Origin of the sequence: Ornithinimicrobium ciconiae (assembly GCF_007197575.1) — a bacterium.
GTDB classification, from domain to species: Bacteria; Actinomycetota; Actinomycetes; order Actinomycetales; family Dermatophilaceae; genus Ornithinicoccus; species Ornithinicoccus ciconiae.
In genome coordinates, this window is record NZ_CP041616.1 from 1,893,269 (window position 1) to 1,912,181 (window position 18,913).

Sequence of the window (18,913 nt, forward strand, 5' to 3'; positions counted from 1 at the left end):
AACGCCAAGCCCGTGCCGCTCACTCGGTTTCCTCGGGTAGCCGCAGGGGTCGACCACCACTGAGGGGTTCCACCGTGTCACGAACGCACCATCCAACCCACCGCTATCGACTCGGCGCTGCCACCCTGGCGGCGCTTTTGATGACGACTGGGCTCACCGCAGCCCACGCCACTCCGTCCGAACCGTCCGGCCCCGAGAGCAATGCTGCTGCGGCGACCGACAGCAGCTCGGACTCCCACAGCGCCTCGCTGTTGGCCGAGCCGCAGCGGCACGCACCCAACCACTACGGCAGCTCCCCGTTTACCCCCCGCGAGGCGACCGACAGTCTGTTCGTCGTCGATGAGAGTCCCGGTCTGGACACCGGCTGCACCTTCCGCAACGGTGGCCCGCTCGTCTTTGACATCGAGGTGGACCGGGTCCTCGGTGTCGTCGCGGAGGACGGTAAGCCATCCGAGCGCGACCGACTGTTAGAGGCTGGCCTGTTGTCGCAGTTCGCAAGTCTGCGCATGCCCGCCTATGACGTGGACTTCGACGCTGTCGTCCCGCCATACAACCCCGAGCGTGACCGTGTGCTGTTCAACGGACAGGTCGTGCAGGAGGAGTGGCTGACCGGCGAGAACGATGTCTGGAAGATGAACCAGTTCCTCGTGCCGATCGAGTGGGTCAAGTTCGCCGAGGATCCCGGCAAGGGAGGAACCCCTGAACCGGCGATCAACACGATCACCATCGAGATCGACACCGCGAACACCATTGAGGCGTGGTGCACGTCCATCGATTGGGCCGAACTGTCGTTCAGCATGCCGCGCCCGACCGTCTTTGCGCACGGCATCATCTCCGAGTCGAAGATTTGGAGGGACCTGTGGTCACCCAGACTGCAGGAGGTTGGCATCTACACCCATGACACTCTGGACATGGGTTGGCTCGACTCGATCGCCAACAACGCCGCCGAGATCGGTGGTGCGGTCGAGGAGACGCGCGAGCGTTATGGCGTCGACAGCGTCAACATGGTCGTGCATAGCAAGGGGGGTCTCGACTCGCGCCACTACGTCGAGAACAACGAGGGCGTTGACCGCATCGTTCAACTCGGGACACCGAACGCTGGCAGTCCACTGGCTGACCTGGCCCAGGTGATTCTGCTGAAGGTCGGTGGCTTGGGCGGGAGCCTGATCGGAGGGCTCGCTGCCCCAGCCGGCGTCCAACTGACCACGCCCTACATGTGGCTCTACAACAACACCCACGCGCTGAGCCCCGAGGTGGACTTCTCAGTGATGGCCGGTGACTACGACCCCGCCGGATGCGTCCTGGCCTGCTTGGTCGACCGGTTCCTGCTCCAGGTGACCGGGCAGGGCGACACCATTGTCCCACTCTGGTCCGCCCACCGATTTGCCAGCATGCTCCCCTACACCCACAACTCTTCAGGAACCACCAAGGACGCCACCCACAGCGGCCTGCACAAGTCCACCGCGATCCTGCAGGTGATGCGCCCCACCGTGGAGCAGCCGGGACTCGACGACGCCGGGGTGGTTGCGTCGACACCGTCAGCCTCATCCGCGCCGGCTGCGGAGGGCCCAGTGGCCCAACTGCCGCAGCACACGGCGACGGTGGGTGGACTGGCCTCGGGGGGGTCCGGCGATCATGAAGTGCCGATTGACGCCTCCTCACCGACCTTCGTGTCGGTGCTCTACACGGCAGGAACCCCGCTGACCGTGGAGCTCCTCTCGCCGTCGGGTGACCGGGTTACCCCGAGCACTCCCGGGGTGGAGTTCGAAGACCGCGAGGTGGAGGGCACCCGCCTTGCGGTCTACCTCCTCCCCAGCCCCGAGGTGGGGGCCTGGACCGTGGAGGTCGGTGGTGGTGGTGCTGACACGGCATACGCCATCCACGCCTGGCCTGTCGACAGCAGTGTCTCCCTCACCGTCGACCTGCCCGAGCCCAGCGTGGCCTCGGGCGCCGCGGTGCCGGTGCACGCCACTCTGGTGGACGGCGTCACCCCGCTGACTGGCGCCGAGGTGTCGGCTCACGTGCTGCGTCCGGACGACAGCTCGGTCGAGGTCTCCCTCGTCGACGACGGAACGGGCGCTGATGAGACGGCGGGCGACGGGGTCTACTCAGGCACGCTCACCACGGCGGCCGTCGGCATGTACCGCGTCGGCATCGACGCCTCCGGCGACACAGACGAGGGCACACCCTTCAGCCGGGAGGCCTTCGCGCTGGTGACCGCGAGTAGCGGCGAGGCCACGGTGAGCGACTTCGCCGACCAGGGTGTCGACACCAACGCCAACGAGCTGTATGACCAGCTCCAGGTGTCCCTGCAGGTGGACGTCGAGGCGGCCGGCACCTACCGGGTCTTCGGTGAACTGACCGACAGCGACGGGAACAGCCAGACCAGCAGCACGGTCGTTGACCTGCCAGCGGGCAGCTCGCCGGTGGCCTTCACCTTCGACGGTGCCACGATCTATGACGCCGGTGTTGACGGGCCCTACACCCTCTCGGAGCTGCGCATCACCGAGGAGTCTGACCTGGCCCTGATGCCGGTGACCCACCTGACGGATGTGCACACCACCAGTGCCTACGGTTTCGGGGAGTTTGAGCACTCTGGGCTACGGCTGACCGGAGTCGGGACCGCCGAGGGTGTGGACTTGGACGGCAACGGCCTGTTCGACCAGCTGGCCGTCACGGTGCAGGTGCATGCTGACGCCGCGGGCTACTACGAGTGGTCTGGTCAACTGCGCTCACCCGAGGGGACCGAGCTGGACTTCGAGTCTGGTGCCGCGAACTTCTCCGTGGGCAACAACGACCTGACCTTTGTCTTCGATGGCTGGGCCATCGGTGAGAGCGGTGAGGACGGCCCCTACCGCATCACGGATGTCCTGGTCTTCGGCGCGGGACACAACCTGGTCGCGGGCGAGGCCTACCAGACACCCGACTTCACCGCCGACCAGTTCGAGGGATATCGCGGCGAGGTCGAGCGCATCGCTGGGGCAGACCGCTACGAGACCGCCGCCTTGATCGCCCAAGAGGCGCCGGCGAGTAGTGCGGAGGTGCTGGTCGCCAGCGGGCAGAACTTCCCGGACGCCCTGGCAGCCTCCGGGGCCGCCGGAGCAGCTCCTGGACCGTTGCTGTTGGCCAAGGCCGACGCCGTGCCAGCAGTGACCCGTGCCGAGATCCAGCGGCGTGTCACGGAGGGCGGCCCCCAGGCGCTCAGCGTGGCAGGCGGGTCCCTGGTGATCCACCCGAGCATCGTGGCAGCGCTGTCCGCTCTGGCCGGCACCCAGGCCGAGGTCCACTCGGGCATCGACCGCTATGCCACGGCCGCGGCCATCGCGGCGGCGACGGTTGATGAAGGTGCCACGGCCTATGTGGTCAGCGGCCTGGACTACCCCGATGCCCTGACAGCGGCGACCCTTGCTGCTCCTGAGCAGGGCTCGGTGCTGTTGACCCGTCCGGACAGGCTGCCGAACGCCACGGTGGCCCAGTTGGAAGCCCAGGCACCGGAGCGGATCGTCATCGTCGGCGGCACCGGAGCCGTCTCCCATGACGTGCTCGAGGCCTTGGAGGACTATGCCCCCACGGTCGTGCGGGTCTCCGGTGGAGACCGGTATGCCACGGCTGCCGCGGTGTCCGACAGCTTCGACACCGGTGTCGACGTGCTCTACGTCGCCACGGGTGAGAACTACCCTGATGCCCTCACGGTGGCGGCACTGGCCGGACAGCAGGGCGCACCAGTCCTGCTGGCGCAGGCGGACAACCTGCCGGCCGTCTCCGCGGCGGCGGCGGACCGGCTGCAGCCAGACCGGATCGTGGTCGTTGGCGGCACCGGAGCCGTGTCTGATGCGGTGCTGGAGGAGTTGGAGGCCTACCTGAACTGATCCGGTCCACGCATTCGCCCCCGCCCGAACCTTGGCGGGGGCGAATGCGTGCGGGGGACTACTCGTCCAGGCCGATGGAGAACGCGGCCGCGAGGTCCTGGCTGGAGTAGGTGCGGAAGGCGATGTGCGTCTCGGTCTCCTGCACGCCCTCGATCTTGTTGAGACGGTCGGCGATGACGTCGGCGAAGTCCTCGTGCTTGGAGACACGGGCCACCGCGATCAGATCGACATTGCCGGTCACCGAGTAGACCTCGGAGATCCCCTCGATCTCGGCGATGGCCTGAGCGGCCTCGGGGATGCGGGCTACGTCGGCCTTGATCAACACGATGGCGGAAATCACGGCACCACTCTAGTGGGCGGCACGCAGCGCCCCCGGCGGGCGCTCCAGAGGAGAGGGCGCAACGTCGCCCCAGGGCTCGGAGAAGTCGCTCCAGCGCCGCGCCATCGGCTCCAACTGGGCCCGCGCCGCGCCGGCGCCACCGACCGGGCAGGTCCACTCTCCGTCCATCGTGACCAGCCTGGTGCCCGGGGCCTCCAGCCACTTCAGCACCAGCTCGGCCTCCTCCGGGTGGGCAGCCGGAGCCGGGGCCGTCGGCTCCGGCACCACCTCGGCGGTGGCCCGCACGGCCTCGATGAAGGGCATCGGGTCGGCGCCGCGCGGGGTCACGGTGGTCCCGGCGAGTCGGCCATAGCGCACGCACACCACCTCCCAGCCCCCAGCATCCCGGCGGCGGGCCGCGACGATCTCGGGGGCGGAGGACAGCGGTGCCAGGCGTTGAGCCCGGGCGGTGGCCCGGACCAGGGCGAGCATCCGGTCGCGCAGGCTCGTGGCGTCCTCAAACCGTTCCTGCTCGGCCAGGGTGTCCAGCTTGGCCCGCAGCGATGAGAGCAGATCCCGGCCATCTCCGATCAGGGCAGTGGCAGCCTGACTGGCGACATCGGCATACTCCTCGCTGGTCTGCTCCCCGATGCAGGGTGCGCCGCACCGTCCCATCTCGAAGAGGACACACGGGCTCTTGCGCGAGCGCGCCGAGAGGGACTGGGTGCACTGGCGCAGGGGCACCACCTCGTGCACCGCGAACACGGCGGCCTCGGCGCTCTTGCGGGACCCGAACGGACCGGCGTAGTGCGCCCCGTCGCCACGGACCTGGCGCACGATCGACAGTCGGGGGAACGGCTCGACGGTCAGCTTGACCCACAGCGCCTTCTCCGGGTGGCGCGAGCGGCGGTTGTAACGCGGCTTGTGCTCAGCGATCAGCCGCAGCTCACGCACTTGCGCCTCCAGTTGGGTCGCGCAGACGATCGGGGTGATCGACTCAGCGATGCCCACCATCTCCGCCATGCGGCGCCGCGACTCCGAGGCGGTGAAGTAGGTGCGGGTGCGCCGGCGGATGTCGACGGCCGTGCCGACATAGAGCGGCTCGCCACTGCTGTCCTTGAAGACATAGACCCCGGGGGCCGAGGGCATCGCGTCCGCCAGGAAGCGCTTGCGGCGCTGGGCAGTGGTCACCCGGCTGGTGTAGCTCTGCAGCTCCTCCAGGGTGTGGACCCCGAGGTTGCCCACCCGCTCCATGAGCCCGTGCAGCACGTCAACGGTCGCGCGGGCGTCGTGCAGCGCACGGTGGTCCGGGGTGGTGCTGGCTCCGAAGAGGGTGGCCAGGCTGGACAGCTTGTGGTTGGGCGCCTCGTCACGGTGGACCAGTTGGCGGGCCAGGCGCACCGTGTCCAGGACCGCGAACCCCGGCCACGGGTGGCCGGTCTGCCGCGCGGCCGCCTTGAGGAAGGAGATGTCGAAGCCGGCGTTGTGGGCCACCAGGACCGCGCCGCGCGCGAACTCCAGGAAGGCCGGCAGCGCCGCGTCGATGCGCGGGGAGTCCGCCACCATCGCGTTGGAGATGCCGGTGAGCACGGTGATGAATGCCGGGATCGGGGTGCTCGGCCGGACCAGCGTCTGGAACTCACCGAGGACCTCACCGCCGCGCACCTTCACAGCACCGATCTCGGTGATGCCGCAGTCAGCGGGGGAGCCGCCAGTCGTCTCGAGGTCGACGACCACGAATGTGACATCCGACAGGGGGACCCCCAGGTCGTCGAATGTCTCCTGCACCATCTGCATGAGACGAACGTAGGACGCGGCACTGACACTGGGCCGCAGACATCCCGGAGCAGGACGTTTCACCCGCCCCGGCCGAGACCGGATCGACACCGGTGATCCCGGGCGTGTCGCGGCGTCGACCCCGTGGACCCGGTGCGGGCGGCAGGGTCCGCTGCCAGGTCGGTGGCAGGGGTCTGTCACACCCTCCCCCTAGCGTTTTTGACAACAGGTGGAGACGACTCAGATGGAGGTGAGATCAATGAGCGTGACCATTGATTGTGAGAGCTGCCCGGTCCGTGGGCGGCACTGTGGTGACTGCATCGTGCCGGTGCTCGGGCGGGTCTGGTTGGCAGACCCACAGCCGGTGAGCCAGCCGGTGACCCAGCCGCAGGAGCGGGCGGCGACCCTGTCGTTGGACTTTGAGGAGACCGAGGCCCTGGAGTCCTTCGTGCGGGCCGGACTGGTCAGTCGGGCCGAGGCCAGCCGGGTCCGGGCACACAGCACCGCCCCATCGATCGCGGCCGGCTGACCGAGGGCCTGGTCGCCTGCCAGCCCCGGCCGTTCGGTCACCTGCGCCTACCCTGATCGGGTGCGTATGACGGGTGCCCGGGCCAGTGCTGCCCTGCTGGCCCTGACCCCCCTCCTGGGGGTCGGTGGCTGCTCGGTGGCGACACCGCGTGCTCCCGCAGAGGCCAGCGTCAGCAGCGGTGCCGGAGACGCGGGGCAGAGCGCAGACCTGACCGAGCGGGTCGAGGTCAGCGGGAGCGCGGGACCGGAGCGGATCGCGGCCTACCAGGCGATGACGGTCACGGCGCTGGAGCGGGTCGAGGACCTGTGGGGACAGGGTGCGGTGCGCTGGTCGGTGCGGGTGGAACTGCCCGCCACCGCTGCGGAGTTTGAGGAGTTGACCGGAGCCGCAGCGGGGGCGCAGGTGCCAGCCACCACGGTGGGCTCGATGGGGCAGGCCCACATCGTGGTGCACCCCGACTCCTGGGACCTGCTCACACCCCAGGGGCGACAGGCCGTGCTCACCCACGAGGTGACCCACCTGAGCCAGCAGGGGGACGGGTCGGTGCCGAGCTGGCTGGGCGAGGGTCTGGCTGAGTACACCGCCCACCGCGACTCCGACCTCCCACCCGCCAAGATCGCCGGGTCAGCGTTGGAGGACGTGCGCGCGGGGCCGGTGCCCACCACCTGGCCGGACCCGACCACACGGTCACGTGGGACGGACCCGGCGTGGCGCGACTACGCGCTGTCCTGGCTGGCCTGTCGCTACATCGCTGAGACATGGTCGGAGGAGGCGTTGCTGGAGCTCTCTGCGACCGTCGCCGGCGGGTTGACCGTGAAGGAGGCGATGCCCGAGGTGCTGGGCACCACCGAGACGAACGCCCTGGCAGGGTGGGGAGTGTGGCTGCGCGAGATCGCCGGCTGATCACGAACCCGCCTGTGACCAGGAGCCCGCCACAGCACGCTGGTGCACCGACCCCGCTGAAACCCCGCTGAAATCCCCTCGCACACAGGCGGGCTGGCCTCTAACCTCGACAGGCGTCCCTCCGTCCGGGAGGGCGCTCCCCAGAAAGAGACAAGGACCATGGAAAGGATCTCCCCGACCCTCGTGAGCTGGGCGTCGATCATCGACCCCGTCACCCGCGAGCAGGCGGAGCGCACCGCGCGCATGCCGTTCATCCACCCGCACCTGGCGCTCATGCCGGATGCTCAACTCGGCAAGGGGGCGACGGTTGGATCGGTCATCCCCACCGACGGCGCCATCATGCCTGCCGCAGTGGGCGTGGACATCGGCTGCGGCATGGTGGCCGTGCGCACCCAGCTGCACGAGAGCGACCTGCCCGAGGACCGCTCGAGTGTGCGCAGGGCCATCGCCTCAGAGGTGCCGCTGTCCGCAGGGGGAGCCAACCGGACGATCGGACGCGAGCACACGATCACCCGACTCGACCAACTGACCGGTGGGGCGCAGGAGATCGAGCTGGACCCCACGGCATACGCCAAGGCCTGGCGTCACCAGCTGGGAACTCTCGGCTCGGGCAACCACTTCCTGGAGGTGACCCTGGATGAGTCGGGCATGGTGTGGCTGTTCCTGCACTCAGGCAGCCGCGGGGTCGGCAACCGGATCGCGACCCACCACACGCAGGTGGCGCAGGACTACTGCCGGCGGCACTTCATCAGCCTGCCGGACGATGACCGTGACCTGGCCTACCTCGTCGAGGGCACGGCAGAGTTCGACGCCTATGTCCGCGAGATGCGGTGGGCCCAGACCTATGCGCTGCTCAACCGCGAGGAGATGATGGACCGGATGGTCGCCTGCCTCCAGGAGTGGGTCGGCGTGGAGGTCCAGCGGGTCGAGGAGATCAACTGCCACCACAACTACACCGAGCCGGAGCGGCACTTCGGCCGTGACGTCTGGCTGTCCCGCAAGGGGGCGATCTCCGCGCGGGAGGGTGAGGCCGGTCTCATCCCGGGCTCGATGGGCACCGCGTCGTATGTCGTGGAGGGCCTGGGCAACCCCGTTGCCCTGCACTCAGCACCCCATGGCGCGGGCCGGGTGTACTCGCGGACGAAGGCCCGCAAGACCTTCACCCTCGAGCAGTTGGCGCAGGCCATGGAGGGCATCGAGTATGAGCACTCGGCGGCCTTTCTGGACGAGATCCCCGGGGCCTACAAGGACATCGACCAGGTGATGGCGGACGCGTCGGAGCTGGTGCGGGTCCGGCACACGCTCCGGCAGATCGTCAACGTCAAGGGGACCTGAGGCGCTCGCCCCACCGTGCGCTCGGCCGGGGGAGAGGGGTCAGCTGTAGAGCGCCTCGATGTTGGCGGCGAAGTCCTTGGTCACCAGGTTGCGCTTGAGCTTCATCGACGGCGTCAGATAGCCGTTCTCCTCGGTGAAGTCGTCCTCGAGGAAGTCGAACTTGCGGATCGACTCGGCCTTGCTCACCGACTGGTTGGCGGCGTCGATGGCCTTCTGGACCGCGGCCCGCAGCTCCTCGTTGGCGTGCAACTGCTCGGTGGACAGGTCGGTGAGGTTGTGCCGCTCCAGCCAGCCCGGCATCACCTCGGGGTCGAGGGTGATCAGGGCGGCGACGAACGGCTTGCCCTCGCCCACGACCAGCGCCTGGGAGATCAGCGGTGTCGCGCGCAGCTGGTCCTCCAGCGGGCCGGGGGAGACGTTCTTGCCGCCGGCGGTCACCAGGATCTCCTTGGCGCGACCGGTGATCTTGATGAAGCCCTGCTCGTCGAGCTCGCCGAGGTCACCGGTGTGGAACCAGCCGTCCTCGTCGATCGCGGCGGCGGTGGCCTCGGGGTTGTTCAGGTAGGAGCTGAAGACGTTGACACCGCGGACCAGCACCTGCCCGTCCTGGATCTTGACACCCACGCCCGGCAGGGGGCGGCCGACCGTGCCGATCTTGATCAGCTCGGGCGTGTTGACCGACACCGGTGCCGTGGTCTCGGTCAGGCCATAACCCTCGAGGATGGTGATGCCGACGCCGCGATAGAAGTGGCCCAGCCGCTCGCCGAGCGCCGCCCCGCCGCTGACCGCGAACTGCACCTTGCCGCCCATCGCCTCGCGCAGCTTCTTGTAGACCAACCGGTCGAAGAGAGCATGCTGGGCCTTGAGCAGCAGGCCCGGCCCGTTGGGGGTGTCTTGGGCCCGGCTGTGCTTGCCCGCCACCTCAGCGGCCCGCAGGAAGATCGCCCCACGACCGCCGTCGATGGCCTTCTGCACCGCCGAGTTGTAGACCTTCTCGAACACCCGCGGGACAGCCAGGATGAAGGTCGGCTGGAAGGCGGCGAGGTCAGGCAGCAGGTTCTTGACGTCCGGGGTGTGCCCCAGCTGGACCCCGGCCTGCAGCACGAGCACCTGGATGAGCCGGGCAAAGACGTGCGCCAACGGCAGGAAGAGCAGGGTCTTGGCGCCCTCGACCCGCAGGACCTGCTCGAGACGCTCGATGGCGTTCTCGCCCAGGGCCAGGAAGTTGCCGTGGGTCAGCTCGGCACCCTTGGGCCGCCCTGTCGTGCCGGACGTGTAGATGATCGTCGCGGTCGAGGAGCGGGTGACCTGGGCGCGGCGCGCCTCGACGTCCTCGTCGGCGATGTCCTTGCCGGCGGTCACCAGCTCCTCCAGGCCACCACCGTCGATCTGCCACACGTCGTGCAGGTCCGGGGTCTCCTCACGGATGCCGGCCACCAGCTGGTGGTGCGCCGGTGCCTCGACGACGATCGCCACCGCACCGGAGTCCTGCAGGATCCACGACGCCTGCTGGGCCGAGGAGGTCTCATAGACCGGCACGGGCACCGCCCCGGCCGTCCACAGGGCGAAGTCGGTCAGCGTCCACTCATAGCGCGTGCGGCTCATCACGGCCACGCGGTCACCGATGTTGATGCCGGCGGCGATGAATCCCTTGGCCAGGTCACGCACCTCACGGTTCCAGTCCGCGGCGGTGACATCGCGCCATACGTCCTCGACCTGGCGGGCCAGCAGCGGACGGTGCGGCTCGGCGGCCGCCCAGTCGTGGGGGATGTCGGACAGGTTCCCGTCCTCGCGTGGCGCAACCAATGGGGGAACTTCAAACTCCTGCACGGGCGCTCCTTCGCAGCGGTGGTCGACGGACCCCACTTTAGCCGCGGCGGTATACCCTGCCGTGCATGGCCGACCGCACTGAATCCTCCATCCTCATTCCCGCACCGCCGAGTGCGGTGATCGATGTGATCTCCGACTTCGAGGAGTATCCGCAGTGGGCCGATTTCAAGGCGGCCCAGATCCTGTCCGAGGACGACGGCGGCTGGGCCGACGAGGTGGAGTTCACCCTCGAGGCCGGCATGATCAAGGACACCTATGTCCTCGGCTATGACTGGGAGATCACCGAGAGCGGAGAGGGACAGGTCTCCTGGCACCTGGTGCGCGCGAGCGTGCTGAAGGCGATGACCGGCTCCTATGCCCTGTCCGCGGTCGACATGCCGACCGCGCCCGACGGGGTGGGCACGCAGGTGCGCTATCAGCTGCAGGTCGACGTCAAGATCCCGATGCTGGGCGCGATGAAGCGCAAGGCGGAGAAGATGATCGTGGACACCGCCCTGAAGTCGCTCTCCGAGCGAGTGGTCGCGCGTGGCTGAGTCCGCCGGGTCTAACTCCGCCCGCGACACCTGGGGGTCCGGCCAGGTCGAGCACGAGGCACGCCAACTAGTCGAGGCCGCGGCGCGCTGGCTCTCCGCGGTGCCCGACAGCCGGGAGTATGCCGACCGCTCGGTGGATCGCGAGGCGGAGGCCGAGGCGGCGGCCGGGTTGGGCGACGCCGACGGTGACGGGGCAGGGCCGGGCGGCGCTGAGGAGTCTGCTGCCGCCGGCGCGTCAGGAGAGCACCTGTGTCGCGGCTGCCCGTGGTGCCGGGCCAAGGCCGCGGCAGCCGGGCCGATCGGGGCGGACGCCCTGGAGTCCCTGGCGCACCTGCTGGGGTCGGCGGCCGAGAGCCTGGCGCTGTTTGCCCAGTCGCGTCGTGAGACGGCCGAGCAGATGGCACGTGAGGCTGAGCGTGCTGCTGAGGACGATGAGTCTGCTGACCATCCGGATCACGGTGACGCGGCAGCGTCGGAAAATCACGGTGACGCGGCAGCGTCGGAAATGGGTTGAGCTCGTGGCGGTCAACATCGGGATCGATGTCGGTGGCACCGGCATCAAGGGGGCAGCGGTCGGCGAGGACGGCACCCTGAGCCACCGCAGTGAGCGGGTCACGCCCGCGCAGGACGTCGACGCCATCAGCGGGGCCATCGCTGACCTGATCCGCGAGATCGCCTCCGCCGCCGAGCGAGAGGGCCAGCAGGTCGACGCCGTCGGGGTGGCCTGCGCCGGCTTCATCGACTCCGCCGGTGGCACGGTCCTCTTCGCGCCCAACCTGGCCTGGCGCGACGCACCGCTCAAGGCACGCCTGGAGGCCTCGGTCGGGCGGCCCATCTTCTTGGAAAACGACGCCAACGCCGCAGCCTGGGGGGAGTTCCGGTTTGGCGGGGCGCGCGAGGCCGACGACATGCTGCTGGTCACCATCGGCACCGGGGTCGGCGGTGGCATCGTCAGCGACGGTGAGCTGCTGCGCGGCTCCGAGGGCGTCGCGGCGGAGATCGGACACCTGAGGGTGATGCCCGAGGGCGTCCGCTGTGGGTGCGGCAACCGCGGCTGCTTGGAGTCCTACGCCTCCGGCACCGCCCTGGTCCGCGAGGCGCGCGAGCTGGTCAGCGGCGGCAGCCCGCACGCCGGGGCGCTGAGCGACCTGTGCGGTGGGGACCCGCAGTCGCTGACCGGCCAGATGGTGACCCAGGCGGCGACCGCGGGCGATCCGGCCGCCACCGAGCTCTTTGCCGACCTGGGCCGCTGGCTCGGAGAAGGCATCGCCAGCATGGTCGCGATCCTCGACCCCGAGCTCATCGTCATCGGCGGCGGTGTCAGTGAGGCCGGTGACCTGCTGCTCGGCCCGACGGAGGTGGCCTTCGCCCGCCAGCTGACCGGCCGCGGACACCGGCGGCAGGCCGACATCGTCCTGGCCGTGCTGGGCAATGACGCCGGGATGATCGGGGCGGCCGACCTGGCCGCCCGTCGGGCTGGCGCGACCGGTGCTCCGGTCGGTGACTGACGGCATACAGCCGTGTCCGTGACGCAGGACGCCCTCGACGACGCGCTGGCGATCGGTGTGGATGTCGGCGGGACCAAGGTCATCGCCGGACTGGTTGACGCCGGCGGCAACGTCCTGGCACGAGCCCGGCGCGACACCCCCGGGCGGACCACTGAGGCGTCGGTCGTCGAGGACGTCATCGTGGACACGGTGACCGAGATCCAACGCACGGCGGCCGTCGAGCACCCGAGTCGTCCCGTGCTCGGGGTCGGTCTGGGAGCCGCCGGGTTCGTCTCGGCGGACCGCAGCACCGTCGTCTTCGCCCCGCACCTGGCCTGGCGCGACGAGCCGATCCGGGACCGGCTGGTCGAGCGGCTCGCGACACCTGTGGTGCTCGACAACGACGCGAACGCGGCCGCGTGGGCGGAGTTCCGCTTTGGTGCCGGGCAGGCAGAGCCGCGGCTGCTGCTGGTGACCCTGGGGACCGGCATCGGCGGAGCACTCGTGCTGGACGGGCGGGTCGAGCGGGGCCGGCACGGGTTGGCGGGGGAGTACGGCCACATGCAGGTCGTCCCGGACGGGGAGCGTTGCGAGTGCGGCAACCGGGGCTGCTGGGAGCAGTACTCCTCGGGCCGGGCCATGCAGCGCGAGGCCCGGGAGATGCTCGAGCAGGACAGCCCGTATGCAGCTGGGCTGGCGGCATACTGCGACGGCGACCCCGCGCGGGTGGAGGGTCACCACGTCACCCGGGCGGCGCGCGACGGGGATGTCGCGGCCCTGGAGCTGCTGGGTGACGTGGGCCGGTGGCTCGGTCTGGGCCTGGCCAACCTGGCCGCCGCCTTCGACCCGGGACGGATCGTGGTGGGCGGTGGGGTCAGCGAGGCCGGAGACCTGCTGCTGGAGCCGGCCCGCGAGATGTTTGCCCGCAGGCTGACCGGACGTGGGCACCGGCCGGTCCCGCCGATCCTGGCCGCACAGCTGGGGCCTTCGGCCGGGATGGTGGGTGCCGCCGAGATGGTGCGCGAGGAGCACCGGGGATGACGTCACGGATCCGGGTGGCCAGCTACAACCTGCGGGGGCTGAAGGACGACCCGGGGGCGGCTGCCGAGGTGGTGCGCCGCATCGACCCCGACGTGCTCCTGCTCCAGGAGGTGCCGCGGCATCCCTTCTCCGGGGTGCGGATCTGGCTCTTTGCCCGGCGTTGCGGGTTGAGGTGGTCCGGGCGGACGCGACGCCTGTCGGGCACCGGGATGATGACCAGCTATCGGGTGGCGGCCACGGACTCTGTCGACATCAAGCTGCCCGTGGCCCCGCGGGGCAACCCGCGCAGCTACTCCGCCGCCCAGGTGCGGATGCGCGGTGGCCGGGCCGTCACCGTTGTCTCCCTGCACCTCTCGCTCCTGGAGGACGAGCGGGTCACCCATGCGACGCGGATCCTGCACGAGGTGACGACCGGGCAGGCATTGGGTGGCACGGGCCTGGGTGGCAAAGGCCTGGGTGGCATAGGTCTGGGTGGCCGCCTGGGTGGCCGCCTGGTGCGGGTGCTCGCCACCGGCCCCCACCGGGTGTCCCGGCTGATCCGCGGCATCCTCGGACAGAGCGGTGCTGACGACCGGCGTCGGGGCTTGCGTGCGGACGACCGGCTTCGGGGCTGGCGTGCCGACGCGCCGATGATCGTGGGCGGTGACCTCAACGAGGACTCGAGTGGCCGCGCGTGGGGGCTGCTAGCCGACCGCCTGGCCATGGTCAGTTCGGACCGGCCGACCTTCCCTGCCAAGAGCCCGCGTCGGCCGATCGACGCGATCTTTGCCACCAGCGAGCTCACGGTGCTGCCGCACGAGGAGGTGGAGTTGGAGGCGGAGCTGCTGTCGGCCGCCACCGACCACCTGCCGGTCTGGGTGGACTTCGACAGTGCGCCCAACGGTGGGGACCCGGCAGCGACCCAGTGAAGTGACGGCGGAACCGCACGCGACGGACGCAGCGTCGACCACGCGGGACCACACGCCACGGACGCAGCGTCGACCACGCGGGACCGCACGCCACGGGTGCCGTACCGACCGCGCGGGACCGCACGCCACGGACCGTCCACCCGGCCTCCGCGAGCGATTGGGGTGCAGAAGCGGGCACCGGTGACCGGTCTTGCACCCCAGAACGTTGATGGCGTCAGTTGGCAGGCGCGACCGGACCTGATGCAGGGTGCTGCCTGTGCTGCAGCCGGTCTAGACCTGGGCCCCGCCGGATGAGTCGGTGTAGTCACGGCTCTTGGGCAACCGCAGGAACAGCAGCACGACACCGGCCACCGACATCAGGATGCCCAGCGGTGTCCACCAGTCGGCACGCAGGACGTTGAAGACCTCGCTGAGGATCACCAGCAGCGGCCCGCCCAGCAGGCCGGCCACGATCGCCCACAGGTGGAGATCCCCAGCGGGAAGCGGAGGGTTGGGCTGGATGAAGTGCTCCTCCTCATCCGACTCCTCCCAGCTGCGCCACGCATCGGTGGGCGGGGGGGACTCGTGATGGGGCGGCTCGTCGTGAGGAGGCCGTCGATTGGACGGGACCTGCGGGCGGGCGGGCTGGTCCGGCGTCGGCGAGACGGGAGGCGGCGAGACGCGAGGCGGCGGCTCGGACCAGGGCGGGTTGGTGCCGTCGGCGTCAGCGTGGTGGGAGCCCGAGCGTGCGTCGTCGCCACCGGGGGAGCCAGCGGCAGGAGGCTCAGGACGGCGGGGCGTCGGTGGCCACGGGTTGGGGTCGTCAAAGCCCTCGAGAGGTCGGGTGGCTTCGCGACGATGCTCCCGGGCGCGACGAAGCGCCTCCTGTCGACGTTGCTGCGACTCGGCGTGCTCCGCGCGCAGGCCGGCGACGATCTCGTCGAAGCGTGCGTCGATGTCGGCCCCGTCGTCCGGGCGGTCCTCGCGACCCAGTCCGTCAGTCACCACGCGCCACCTTGTCCACAAAGTCCAGTGTCGCAGCAATCAGCGAATCACCATCATGGTCCAGCGTGGCCACGTGGGCAGACTCCTCCAACCACTGCACCGTCACGTCGGTGCTGCCGACCTCGGCAAGGAAGGTCTCGGCCGACAAGGGCGGGACGATCTTGTCGTGCCGGGAGCGCATCAGGAGCACCGGTTGACGCACCTGGGGCAGCTCACGCACCAGCCGCGGCCACTGCTCGGTGAAGGAGTCGAAGGCTCGCAACGGGGTCCACTTGTAGGCCAGCTCTCGCGGCGGACCCTCACGCAGGATGTCGTCGGCGAGGCCCTGAGCCACCGGCACGACGTGCTTGAGGGTCGGGATCACCCGCAGCCGCCAGTCGGTTGCCGCGAAGGCCGGGTTGACCAGCACCAGGCCGTCGACGAGATCGGGCCGGTGGGCAGCCACGTCCGTGACCAGGGCACCGCCCAGGCTCAGCCCGAAGCAGACGACTGTGCGGTGCCCGGCGCGCAACTGCTCGGCGGCGGTGACGGTGGCAGCCAGCCAGTCGGCATACCGCGTCCGGGCCATGTCCTGCCACCGCGTGCCGTGGCCGGGGAGCAACGGAGCGGACACCGTGAACCCCTGCTCGGCGAGGTGCTCGGCGACCGGCCGGACCATCTGCGGGGAGGACGTCATCCCGTGCATCAGCAGCACTGCGGTGTCGGCGCGTTCGCCGACACCGGCGGAGTGGATCGGCTCGGCGCCCTCAAGGATCTGCACAGGACGATCTTGTCATGACAGACTTCGAGCCTGGTTGGTTGTCTCCCGTGCCCCAGCCAGGAAGTGCCCTAGCATGTCCGGGACCTGCGAGGAGGCTCTGGTGCTCTATTGGCTGATGAAGAACGTCCTGATCGGGCCGTTCGTCAGGACCCTCTTCAAGCCGTGGGTCGAGGGTGAGGAGAACGTCCCCGAGCACGGCGGTGCGATCTTCGCCAGCAACCACCTCAGCTTTTCGGACTCGGTCTTCCTGCCGCTGGTCGTCGATCGGCGGATGACCTTTCCGGCCAAGATGGAGTACTTCACCGGCACGGGTGTCAAGGGCTGGTTGACCAAGAACTTCTTCAAGGGCATGGGCCAGATCCCGATCGACCGCTCCGGTGGCGAGGCGAGTATGGCGGCACTGAACTCCGGCCTGAAGGTCCTGAAGCGTGGGGAGTTGTTCGGCATCTACCCCGAGGGCACCCGCAGCCCGGACGGCAAGCTCTACAAGGGCAAGACCGGTGTGGCGCGGATGGCGCTGGAGGCGAAGGTGCCGGTCATTCCGGTGGCCATGATCGACACGGACAAGGCGCAGCCCACCGGTCAGGTGATCCCCAACGTCAAGCGGGGCCAGGTCGGGATCCGGTTCGGAAAGCCCCTGGACTTCTCCCGCTACGAGGGGATGGAGGACGACCGGACCGTCCTGCGCTCGATCACCGACGAGATCATGTATGAACTCATGCAGCTCTCGGGCCAGGAGTACGTCGACGTGTATGCGGCCTCGGTCAAGGACCGCATCGCAGCGCGCGCCAAGGCTGCGGTGGAGGGAGCCCGGGTCGCCGTGGACAAGGCCGTGGACCAGACGAAGGTGACGGCCGAGCAGGTGCGCAGCCAGGTCGAGGGGCGCGTGGAGACCGCACGGACCCAGATCGAGGGGGGCGTCCAGTCGGCTCGGACCCAGATCGAGGGGCAGATCGAGACCGCCAAGACCCAGTTCGAGCAGGTAGGGGAGCAGCTGCGGTCCCGGCAGGCCAAGTCCGACGAGCCCACGGGCGAGGACGACAACCCGGCAGCCGGCGACGAGAGCCCTGCCGAGGAGAGCTCTGCCGACGAGAGCCCTGCCGACGAGCGCTCTGCCGACGAGAGCCCCGTCAACGAGAGCCCTGCCGAGGAGAGCCCTGCAGACCAGAGTGCTGCGGTGGAGAGCGTGCCCGCGCAGGCGGGTTCCGGCATACCGCAGGACGGCGACGAGCAGCACCGGTGAGGTCGGCGCGCGCCGTGGCTCCTACGATGACCTGGTGACCACGGACGTGACCGAACAGCCCCCCATCGGGCACCACTTCGACTGGGGCAATCTGCCGGCCAAGCAGCAGCCCACCTGGAGCGACGCCGAGGCGTTGGACCAGGCGGTGGCCCGGCTCAAGGGATTTCCTCCGCTGGTCTTTGCCGGTGAGTGCGACGTGCTGCGCGAAAAGCTCGGGGCCGTGGCGCGCGGCGAGGCCTTTCTGCTCCAGGGTGGGGACTGTGCCGAGACGCTCGAGGGGGTGACCGGGCCCAACATCCGCAACCGGATCAAGACCATCCTGCAGATGGCGGTGGTGCTTACCTATGGCGCGGGCATGCCGGTGGTCAAGGTCGGACGGCTCGCTGGTCAGTTCGCCAAGCCCCGGTCCTCCGACACCGAGACCCGCGACGGGGTGACGCTGCCGGCTTATCGCGGCGACATGGTCAATGGCTTTGAGTTCTCCCCCGAGGCCCGTGCGCACAACCCCGCCCGCATGGTTGACGTCTATCACGCGAGTTCCTCCACATTGAACCTCGTGCGGGCCTTCACCAGTGGTGGCTATGCCGACCTGCGCAGCGTGCACACCTGGAACAAGGGTTTCCTGTCCTCACCCGCTCAGGCGCGCTATGAGCAGATGGCCACCGAGATCGACCGGGCGGTGCGCTTCCTGGAGGCCTCCGGGGTGGCCGACGCCGAGGAGCTGCGCCGCGTCGAGTTCTACTCCAGCCACGAGGCGCTGGTGCTGGACTACGAGCGGGCCCTGACCCGCCGGGACTCACGCACCGGGCTGCCCTACAACACCTCGGGGCACTTCATCTGGGCCGGGGAGCGCACCCGCGACCTGGACGGGGCGCACATCGACTTCCTGTCCAGGGTGCACAACCCGATCGGGGTCAAGCTCGGCCCGACGGCGACGCGCGACGACGTGCTCGGGCTGCTCGACAAGCTCGACCCCGAGCGCACACCAGGGCGGCTGACCTTCATCACCCGCATGGGTGCCGACAAGATCCGTGACCTGCTGCCCCCGCTGCTGGAGAGCGTCGGCGAGGAGGCGGGCAAGGTGGCCTGGGTCTGTGACCCCATGCACGGCAACACCTTTGCCTCGCCGAGCGGGCACAAGACGCGCCGCTTCGAGGATGTCATCGACGAGGTCGCCGGCTTCTTCGAGGTGCACCGTGCCCTGGGCACCTGGCCGGGCGGCATCCACATCGAGCTGACCGGCAACGACGTCACGGAGTGTGTCGGGGGCTCGGGCGCCCTGGACGTGCAGGACCTGGGACTGCGTTATGAGACCGTCTGCGACCCTCGTCTGAACCACCAGCAGAGCCTGGACATGGCCTTCCAGGTCGCTGCGATGCTCGAGGCCGGCCGGTGA

At 69.5% G+C, this 18,913-nt stretch carries 16 protein-coding genes; 11 read left to right on the forward strand and 5 right to left on the reverse strand.

What is annotated here, in order from left to right; all coding sequences use genetic code 11:
* Positions 1-140: 140 nt before the first annotated feature.
* Positions 141-3,869: a cell wall-binding repeat-containing protein gene (locus FNH13_RS08625; RefSeq protein WP_143783077.1), complete on the forward strand. Its 3,729-nt coding sequence runs from the start codon at positions 141-143 to the stop codon at positions 3,867-3,869.
* 58 nt (positions 3,870-3,927) lie between these two features.
* Here the strand turns inward: FNH13_RS08625 and FNH13_RS08630 are convergent, their stop codons facing one another.
* Together FNH13_RS08630 and FNH13_RS08635 are read right to left on the reverse strand one after the other, a co-directional pair.
* Positions 3,928-4,209 (reverse strand): Lrp/AsnC family transcriptional regulator, encoded by a 282-nt coding sequence (locus FNH13_RS08630; protein WP_143783078.1) that lies wholly within the window; start codon positions 4,207-4,209, stop codon positions 3,928-3,930.
* A gap of 9 nt (positions 4,210-4,218) precedes the next feature.
* On the reverse strand, positions 4,219-5,985 hold the full coding sequence (locus tag FNH13_RS08635) for a DEDD exonuclease domain-containing protein (RefSeq protein WP_143783079.1): 1,767 nt from the start codon (positions 5,983-5,985) through the stop codon (positions 4,219-4,221).
* Between the two features lie 244 nt (positions 5,986-6,229).
* Between FNH13_RS08635 and FNH13_RS08640 the strand changes: the two genes are divergently transcribed.
* From FNH13_RS08640 to FNH13_RS08650, 3 genes are all read left to right on the forward strand, one after another.
* Entirely contained in the window at positions 6,230-6,493 is a 264-nt protein-coding gene (locus FNH13_RS08640; protein WP_143783080.1) for a hypothetical protein, read from the forward strand.
* 60 nt (positions 6,494-6,553) lie between these two features.
* Positions 6,554-7,396: a hypothetical protein gene (locus FNH13_RS08645; RefSeq protein WP_143783081.1), complete on the forward strand. Its 843-nt coding sequence runs from the start codon at positions 6,554-6,556 to the stop codon at positions 7,394-7,396.
* A 159-nt stretch (positions 7,397-7,555) separates the two neighbouring features.
* Positions 7,556-8,731 (forward strand): RtcB family protein, encoded by a 1,176-nt coding sequence (locus FNH13_RS08650; protein WP_143783082.1) that lies wholly within the window; start codon positions 7,556-7,558, stop codon positions 8,729-8,731.
* A gap of 39 nt (positions 8,732-8,770) precedes the next feature.
* Here the strand turns inward: FNH13_RS08650 and FNH13_RS08655 are convergent, their stop codons facing one another.
* Entirely contained in the window at positions 8,771-10,561 is a 1,791-nt protein-coding gene (locus FNH13_RS08655; RefSeq protein WP_143783083.1) for an AMP-dependent synthetase/ligase, read from the reverse strand.
* Between the two features lie 65 nt (positions 10,562-10,626).
* Between FNH13_RS08655 and FNH13_RS08660 the strand changes: the two genes are divergently transcribed.
* From FNH13_RS08660 to FNH13_RS08680, 5 genes are read left to right on the forward strand one after another with little or no spacing between them, the layout of a single operon-like run.
* Positions 10,627-11,094, forward strand: a complete 468-nt coding sequence (locus FNH13_RS08660; protein ID WP_143783084.1) for an SRPBCC family protein — start codon at positions 10,627-10,629, stop codon at positions 11,092-11,094.
* Positions 11,087-11,608, forward strand: coding sequence for a hypothetical protein (locus FNH13_RS08665; RefSeq protein WP_143783085.1), 522 nt, complete (start codon positions 11,087-11,089; stop codon positions 11,606-11,608). Before FNH13_RS08660 ends, FNH13_RS08665 begins: the two co-directional genes overlap by 8 nt.
* Positions 11,526-12,602, forward strand: a complete 1,077-nt coding sequence (locus tag FNH13_RS08670; protein ID WP_321169230.1) for an ROK family glucokinase — start codon at positions 11,526-11,528, stop codon at positions 12,600-12,602. Before FNH13_RS08665 ends, FNH13_RS08670 begins: the two co-directional genes overlap by 83 nt.
* An 18-nt stretch (positions 12,603-12,620) precedes the next feature.
* Positions 12,621-13,622 (forward strand): ROK family glucokinase, encoded by a 1,002-nt coding sequence (locus FNH13_RS08675; RefSeq protein ID WP_143783086.1) that lies wholly within the window; start codon positions 12,621-12,623, stop codon positions 13,620-13,622.
* Positions 13,619-14,530, forward strand: a complete 912-nt coding sequence (locus tag FNH13_RS08680) for an endonuclease/exonuclease/phosphatase family protein (RefSeq protein WP_143783087.1) — start codon at positions 13,619-13,621, stop codon at positions 14,528-14,530. The genes FNH13_RS08675 and FNH13_RS08680 overlap by 4 nt, the downstream gene beginning before the upstream one ends.
* Before the next feature lie 270 nt (positions 14,531-14,800).
* Here FNH13_RS08680 and FNH13_RS08685 read toward each other — a convergent pair whose 3' ends face one another.
* Both FNH13_RS08685 and FNH13_RS08690 read right to left on the reverse strand, forming a co-directional pair.
* Positions 14,801-15,514, reverse strand: a complete 714-nt coding sequence (locus tag FNH13_RS08685) for a hypothetical protein (protein WP_143783088.1) — start codon at positions 15,512-15,514, stop codon at positions 14,801-14,803.
* Positions 15,507-16,274 (reverse strand): alpha/beta hydrolase, encoded by a 768-nt coding sequence (locus FNH13_RS08690; RefSeq protein WP_143783089.1) that lies wholly within the window; start codon positions 16,272-16,274, stop codon positions 15,507-15,509. Before FNH13_RS08690 ends, FNH13_RS08685 begins: the two co-directional genes overlap by 8 nt.
* A 73-nt stretch (positions 16,275-16,347) precedes the next feature.
* Here FNH13_RS08690 and FNH13_RS19970 point away from each other — a divergent pair, with 73 nt between their 5' ends.
* Positions 16,348-17,517 carry a 1-acyl-sn-glycerol-3-phosphate acyltransferase gene (locus FNH13_RS19970; RefSeq protein WP_407669966.1) on the forward strand — a complete coding sequence of 390 codons (1,170 nt, stop codon included), beginning with the start codon at positions 16,348-16,350 and terminating at the stop codon, positions 17,515-17,517.
* A 34-nt stretch (positions 17,518-17,551) separates the two neighbouring features.
* Positions 17,552-18,913 (forward strand): class II 3-deoxy-7-phosphoheptulonate synthase, encoded by a 1,362-nt coding sequence (locus tag FNH13_RS08700; protein WP_143783090.1) that lies wholly within the window; start codon positions 17,552-17,554, stop codon positions 18,911-18,913.